This window comes from Rhizobacter sp. P2_H2 (assembly GCF_056403375.1).
In genome coordinates, this window is record NZ_JBFUFP010000185.1 from 1 (window position 1) to 7298 (window position 7298).

Sequence of the window (7298 nt, forward strand, 5' to 3'; positions counted from 1 at the left end):
ACCTTCTACAACTACAACAAGTACACCGCCACCATGATCACGGCCGGTGGCATCAAGGCCGTCGGCGCCATCACCAACAGCGTGACTGGCGCCGCCGGTTGGGATTTCGGCATCTACTCCACGGCTGCCTTCGCGATGCTGGGGACGGCCTTGGCTGCAAGCTCCCATGCGTCGGAACTGTGCGAGAAAGAGCAGCCGGCTGAGGACATCGAGGAAATGACGCACTTCGGCGCAGCGCAGGACCAACTCTATGGCACGGCTTGAAATACGGGTGGGCCAGGGTGCCGCTCGAACGGACACGGCACCCGTGGCCTTCGTCAGCCCGGCCGCGCAGCGCGTCGTCTGGCAGGCCCGGGGCTGCGGATGCCATCTGTAGAAGACGCGGGTTTTCAGGCGGACGCAAAGCCGACGCTCGCCAACGTCATATCGCGCTATGCGGCGCCGTCACAGGACACTCCGGACCCTTCGTATGCAAGGGCACTCAGGTTTGGCTCCGAGAGTCGATAGCTGAGTCTTTCCGACACGAGCGCAGCACCGAGGTCTTCGTAGAAGGACATTCCTCGGATATTGGACGCCTTCACCGGCCAGTCGATGCGGCTGCAGCCGTTATCCCGGGCGTACCGAGAAACCCATGCCATGAGTGCCCTGCCGGCCCCTTGGCTCCTCTGGGCCGTACTCACATACAGCTCCTTCAGCTGGCAGTGCCGACGCATATCCGGCGCAAAGTCTACGAGCGAGTAGACGAGTGTGATGGCGGCCAGGCCAAGCACACGATTGCCGTCCGCCGTAGCCACGATCAGGCGGTGTGGCGACCTCGGTCCCAGCAAGTTGTCAAGCAGGTGCTCCCGCACGACATCTCGGGCGATCACGGCGCCTTCGTTGTAGTAGGCATGCAACTCGCAAAGCAGATCAATCAGGGACTCGTATTGCGGCTCAGCAACAAGGTCTACGTGCATTGGGCGCCTCGTGGTTGTCAGCGTCGCACCAGCATACCGGGGCGGCCTTCAAGCGCCGATACACTGACTGCGGGCAGCGTGGCGAAATTTGGTAGACGCATGGCAAAAACCATCCTCTAGAAGGTGCAGGTTCAACCCCTGTCGCTGTCCGTCCAACATCGTCGGCGTTCCAATCTCAACTTCCTCAGGCACCTAGACGCATCGTGCCCAAAGCGGACGCTGCTGACCGACCGCACCTGGCCGACCGTGCCCCTCACCCGACGCCCCGAAAGCGGTCGCACGTGGCGACCGTCCCGGCAGCGATCGATTGCTTGCAGGCGATTCCACGAACATACACTGTCGGCCACAAGCAGCCGATCGCGAACGACTGCATTCGAGTAGCATGGGATCAATGGGCTGGATGGGAATAGTCGTCACGACTGTGCTCGCGCTTCTGCTGGTTGCGCGACCGCGTCTGTGGCCTTACGTCCTTGTAGCGATTGCGCCGGGAGTCGCGCTCGCTCTGTCTGCCCCTGGCGCACCAAGCGACACGGCTCCAACGATTGATTGGCGGCTCACGCTTCTCGCGACTGGCACGATCCTCGGCCTTCCCATCGCTGGTCTAGGCCGGTGGTGGTTGCACAGGCTGCAGTCTCGCCGTGACATGTTCGAATAAGGCGTCAACAGAGCAAACAGCTGTAGCCGGCCACATTCTGCCGCTCGTGGAGGACTGCTTTGGGGGCGCGGAGTTGTGGCAGGCGGCCCCGAAGGTGCTATCTCTAGAATGTTTTCACGTCCCCACATTGCAGGTTTCGCAGGACTGGTGCTCGTACCCCTTGCGGCCTTCTACATTCCGTGGGTCTCCCCGTACTGGACTGTTCCTATTGGCGCGGGATTGGCGATTGTGATGGTTCGACTCAAACCAGGGGCGCCCATCACCGAGTTGGGACTTGCGCCACCTCGCAAATTGGGGCAAGCCGTCCTACTCGGTGCCATGGTAGGGATTGTGCTGGTGCTGTCGAGTCGTCTTCTGCTTGGCCCCGTTATCGACCACGTCACCGCGACGCATCGCGATCTGAGCAGGTTTGACAACTTGCGTGGCAACTGGCGCTCGCTGCTGCCGCTTTTGCCGACGGTCTGGATATCCGCCGGAATTGGCGAAGAAATCGTCTATCGCGGCTATCTCATTTCTCAAACCGCAGAGCTATTGGGAAACTCAAGGCCGGCGCGATTCGCTGCAGTCTTGCTGGCCGCGATCCTCTTTTCTCTGGCGCACGAACATCAGGGGCCGAGCGGTATGCTGCTTACCGGCACGTTGGGCCTGCTGTTCGGCTTACTCGTTCTTCAGCAGCGCGGGAACCTCTGGGCAAATATGGTGGCTCACATCGTGGGCGATACGGCGAGTCTGGTGGCAATCACCCTGAACTGGGATCTGTGGCTCGATCATCTCGGGCGCCATCTGCTTTTTGCGGGATGAACGTCGGTCAGCGTGCGTCTTGCGATACCTCGACAGGCTGCTCAGGGTTGCAAGCCCCTGCGGCTCTGGCGCGCCGCCTTCTCGACAGCGGTGTGCCTCCGTCGCGTCGATGTGAGAACAGCGTCTCGATCATCTTGGAAGCAGTTCCCGGGGCTGGACGATCGTCTCCAAGGCGATCGCGCCCCGCCGATAGCGAATGACCACAGTTTTCCGCAGTGACATAAGCTTCATGGCTCGCCGGGTGTCCGATAGCGAACGGTGGTCATGCGCAACACCATCTATGTCAGTAATCAAATCACCCACCTTGAGTCCTGCCACGTCAGCGGGCCCGCCCGGAAGAACGTCCATCACCGTCTGGCCGGCAGAGTCAAGATTGAGCCACATGCCGATGCGGTCGAAGCTGCCTGTGTCCGGATCTGTCTTGGCGAGAGCCGCCAAGTACAGCGTCTTGCGCGCATAGTCGAACGTCACCACGAACCTCTTCAGCAACCCGCTTCCGACGTTCCCGTCGAAGGATGGGTCGCCGAACACGCCTTTGGTGGCCGCGCTGAGACCGACCACCGGTCGCTGGACAGTAACAGGCCCTAGCGACACGGTGTCAGGGCGCACGGAATACGTGCGCGAAGGGCCACCGACGCCCCACCCGGTTGTCATGGTCACGCCGTGCGGGTATTCGTCCCGCAGCCTGTGGGATGCGACAAACGTGCTCGTCAGCACGAGTTCGTCCCTCGCGCCCGTGTCAATGTTGAAGCGCGCCGATCGCCCGTCGACAGCACCGTCGACCTGAGGCATGTGCAGGTAGTAGCGCATCGGCAGGGGAATACCCAGCGACGCCTGCTTGGCCGGTTCGAAGCGTTGCGGGTCGATCAGCGTGATCGTGCGAGCCCCGTAGTCGACCATGACGACGAAACGTTCGCAAAACTCCGCTCCCAGCATTCCACCGAGTTGGAGGCCTTCAACCTCGGGGGGACTGAACTCGAGGGTCAAAAAAGTCTGATCGGCCAGCACCGCACCGCCAGCATCAATTTCGCCGATGCGGGCATAGCCGCCGGTGACCACCGTCTCTCCCGAGCCCGAGGTCGACGTCGATCCCTTGACGTTCAGACCCAGCGCCGCCACCGTCGACGGCGTGACGATGTTATGCCCACCGGTGTCGACCATGAAGGCAAACGGGCCACGCCCATCGACCTTCACATCGACGAGGATGTGGTTGTTGACCAGGCGGAAAGGAAGTGTCGTCTCGCCCGCGGGCGGCAATTTCCAATCCCGCGGGTTGTCGTCTGGCATGGCGTACGCGGCCGGCATTTTTGGCTCGCCGCGAGCAACGTCTTTGAGGAGCAGCGTTTCCTTGCTATCCGGACTGTCGCCGTACATGATTTCGATCCGCATCGGCACGACTCGGCCATCGACACTGCGATAGTCGTCAAAGGTTGTTTCCACCGTCGTCCCGAAGCTCTGCGCCTCGCGTAGCCGGCGCAGGGTGCGCGTGCTGGCATCGAACCATGCCTCGAACGGCTTTCCGCCTGGCGGCGTCACGCGGATTCCACCGCAGCCGATCGACTCGAGCGACGCGCCGCCGCGGTCGGCGCGCAACCAAAGATTGGCGTTCCTGTAGGCCTCGTTGATCGCCAGCGAACGGCGATCTCCGCCTTCTTGAGATGTGACGAAACCCGACAGGTCGCGGAGCCAGGCCAGGTGGCCGTCAAAGCCCTCGCCGCCGGTCATGATCCCGGCCCGCAGTTCTCTGCGGTAGATGCCGGTCTGCAGATCGATGGTCACTGTGCTTTCGCCGGTGAGGCCGGCGCTTTGGAATGCATAGCGGCCCGACCACGTTCCACGGCTCTCGACGGGTGCCGAGATCGCGGCACGATAGTCATCCAGCAGGCGATCAGGCTCGTGTGCAGACATACAAGTGGCCGCGGCAAGTAGGGCGTTCAAGAGGACCATCGGATGGTGTGTTCTCGTTGTGGATCGACTGTCGACCGCCCCTGGCAAGCGGCTTTGCGAGCCGCAGACAGAGGCTTCCATATGAAGCCGCTTGGCCAGGATCTGGTCCAGGGGCATCTCGGCGCCCTTACCGGAGGCAAGGGTCCTGCGATGGAATTGGTTCAACAGACCTWGTCGTGGCGGATGATACGAAACTCGAGTCGCCGCGAGGGAACGGCACATCGCGGTAGCCAGCGGCAGCGACACCGCCATCGCGACAAGCCTTCTTCGCGTCGGGGCGTATGCCATCGGATGTGCTCGTGGCGGACGCGCGGTGGCGAGCTTGGCGCCGCGCATTGTCTGGTCGAAAGAGAACCCGATGTTCTTTCTTGACACGGAAGCATCTGCTTTGCGGCAGGGTTTTGCCTCCCGCGAATGTCGCCGATGGGTCGACTGTGTGAGTTCCCGGGCGCGCAGAGCGGACGTCCCGCCGCGCCAGGTCGAGGCGCAGACGAACCGCTGTCCATCCAGCGTTGCCGAGGGCGCCTCTCAGCGTCAGCAGTGCCGCGGTGAGCGGACATTCGAAGTCTCCCGCTGACCGGCCGCAACCGCTGCAGAGGAGGCGTTCTAGACGTCGCCCGCAAACGCAGACCTCGCGAGTTCGTGCCGAAACTCTTCTCTTCTTCCCTCACAAGGCTGTATGACCTCCGGAAACTGAACGAGGCCAGTGGCGCTCCGGTTGCAGTTTGCGGTCGTCGCCCTCCGCTTGCGAGAATGGCGCCCCGCCCGAAGATCCGACGACATGAACGACCCTCAGCAGACCCGCCGCATCCTCGACAAGCTTGCGCGGGCCCGGGTCGCCGATCCCAAGTTGGAGGTGTTCGGCGCCGATGCACACGGCTACGCTGTCCACGCGCCGGCCAGCCCGCGCACCGTGAGCGACTTCGAAGCACGGCTCACCATCGCGCTGCCCGAGGCCTATCGACGGTTTGTGCTTGAAGTGGGCAATGGCGGAGACGGATACGAAGGCTCGGCGGCCGGGCCGTTCTACGGCATCTACGGGTTGGGTGACGGCATGGCGCCGCGGGAGCGCGACCGGCTCACCAAGCCTTGCATCCTGTCGCCGGGCATGTCGCAACCCGATTGGGACGGGCTCGTGGCTGGGCTGGGCCTGAGTGACGAACTTGATGGCGTCGACTATGAGGAGGCGTTAGACAAGCTGTTCGCTGGCGTGCTGCCGGTGGGCACGCAGGGCTGTTCCCTCTATCACGGCCTGGTGCTCAATGGCGCGCACGCGGGACGCGTCGTCAACTTCGACACCGAATACCACTCGCCGCCCGTCTTCGCGTTCGAGCCTGACTTCCTCGCCTGGTACGAGCGCTGGCTGGACGAAGTCATCGCGGGCGACCTTGTGCAGAAGACCCCCTCGTGGTTCGGCTATACGCGCGGCGGGCCCGAGGCCCGACTGCTGGCCGGGTGGCTGAGCAGCGACGACGCGCAAACGGCGCAGGAGCATCTCGCCGGGCTGCTGTTCAAGAAGCGGCTCAGCGAAGTAACGTTGGACTCACTGGTCCAGCCCCGGCCCCACGCGCTGGCGCATCGTTCACTCGTCTGCCAGATCCTCTGCAAGCACGACCCCGTCAAGGCCAAGCCGCTGCTGGCCGAGCTGGCTGCGCAGGAGCCGCTGATTTTTCTGCAGTGCCTGCATTGGTACGCCCGTGACCACGCAACTCAGTGGCAAGTCGAGATCCTGGCCATTGCCGACCGCATCACCGACCTGGAAACCTTCCGGTTCTTCACCTATGTGCTGGAAGCCCTGCCCGTGGACCGCGGCCCCATCCTGGCCCCATTCACCGGCCACGAGCAGGCCGGCATACGCCGCCAAGCCTTGTACGCGCTGGGCAAGGTGCCGGACCGGCGGCCGCACCTGCATTGCTTCATCGCCGGGTTGGCCGATGAAGACAGCTTTGTCGTCCACGCCGCGCTGCAGGCGCTGGCGGGCCTCAAGGACCACTCACTGCTTCCCCACTATCGCCGCGTGGCCGAACGCTACCCCGAAGAACGAGACAACGTGCTCATCAACCTGGACCATCGACTCAAGGAGTTCGGCACCACACGCGCCGCTTTTCTGCCGGCGCCGTCCGAGGCAACGCGTGAGCACGCATCGCCTGACGAGGCTCGGGACAAAGGGTCAGTCTCCTGGATGCGGCACCTTGCAAATCGACTGACGCGGCGCAACGGCAGTCGATGAACGCCGACGAGCCCGATCAACGGGCTTTCACCACAAAGGCATGCAGCTCGGCGAACAGCCCGTCGCGAAGTCGCCAGACGTCCGAGTAGTGGTGAAGCGCGGCCTTTCCGTGCTCAGGGCACTACAAGCAGTTCATCATCGGCATTTGCAGCGCAGTGTCTATTTCTCGCGGTGCGGATCGTCGTGAGACAGTCAATCAACGCATCCGTCTTGCACCAAGACCGATAGGAATCTGCCGATGAAACTCCTGCTCACGTCCGGTGGCGTCAAGAACGCCAGCATCCACGGCGCATTGCTCAGCCTGCTGGGCAAGCCCATCTCCGAGTGTTCGGCGCTGTGCATCCCCACCGCCAGCTATGGCCATCCGATGGCAGGTCCGCAGGCGGCCTGGCGGTTCGTCGCGGGGCGGCAGTCGATCTGCCCGATGGTCGAGCTGGGGTGGAAGTCGGTGGGCCTGCTGGAGCTCACGGCGCTGGCCAGCATCGGCGAAACGCGCTGGGCTCCGTGGGTTCGTGCGGCAGATGTTCTCCTGGCGGACGGTGGCGATGCCTTGTACCTCGCCCACTGGATGCGCCAGTCAGGCCTGCTGACGATGCTTCCGTCGCTACGACACGCGGTGTGGGTCGGCTTGAGCGCGGGCAGCATGGTGATGACGCCGAAGGTCGGCGACGCGTTCATCGAGATGAGGCCGCCGATGACCGGCGAAGAC

The 7298-nt window shown here is 63.3% G+C and carries 6 protein-coding genes and 1 tRNA gene; 5 read left to right on the top strand and 2 right to left on the bottom strand.

The annotated features are described in order from the left end of the window. Positions 1–264: hypothetical protein (locus AC1D15_RS12560; RefSeq protein WP_477826228.1), on the top strand; the 264-nt coding region annotated here is incomplete at its 5' end. 167 nt (positions 265–431) lie between these two features. Here the strand turns inward: AC1D15_RS12560 and AC1D15_RS12565 are convergent. Beyond that, positions 432–956 (bottom strand): GNAT family N-acetyltransferase, encoded by a 525-nt coding sequence (locus AC1D15_RS12565; RefSeq protein ID WP_477826229.1) that lies wholly within the window; start codon positions 954–956, stop codon positions 432–434. Between the two features lie 72 nt (positions 957–1028). On the opposite strand from AC1D15_RS12565, the gene AC1D15_RS12570 reads away from it, so the two are divergent. Together AC1D15_RS12570 and AC1D15_RS12575 are read left to right on the top strand one after the other, a co-directional pair. Further along, positions 1029–1106 (top strand) — tRNA-OTHER (locus tag AC1D15_RS12570). A gap of 613 nt (positions 1107–1719) precedes the next feature. Further along, a complete protein-coding gene (locus AC1D15_RS12575; RefSeq protein ID WP_477826230.1) occupies positions 1720–2412 on the top strand; it encodes a CPBP family intramembrane glutamic endopeptidase in 693 nt (230 codons plus the stop codon). A gap of 129 nt (positions 2413–2541) precedes the next feature. On the opposite strand, the gene AC1D15_RS12580 is transcribed toward AC1D15_RS12575, so the two are convergent. Next, positions 2542–4476: a pepsin/retropepsin-like aspartic protease family protein gene (locus AC1D15_RS12580; protein WP_477826231.1), complete on the bottom strand. Its 1935-nt coding sequence runs from the start codon at positions 4474–4476 to the stop codon at positions 2542–2544. 664 nt (positions 4477–5140) lie between these two features. On the opposite strand from AC1D15_RS12580, the gene AC1D15_RS12585 reads away from it, so the two are divergent. Together AC1D15_RS12585 and AC1D15_RS12590 are read left to right on the top strand one after the other, a co-directional pair. Beyond that, the gene (locus tag AC1D15_RS12585) at positions 5141–6589 is read left to right on the top strand and encodes an SMI1/KNR4 family protein (protein WP_477826232.1); all 1449 of its coding nucleotides are present in this window, start codon (positions 5141–5143) and stop codon (positions 6587–6589) included. A gap of 238 nt (positions 6590–6827) precedes the next feature. Continuing rightward, a partial coding sequence (locus tag AC1D15_RS12590) for a Type 1 glutamine amidotransferase-like domain-containing protein (RefSeq protein WP_477826233.1) occupies positions 6828–7298 on the top strand: 471 nt, incomplete at its 3' end.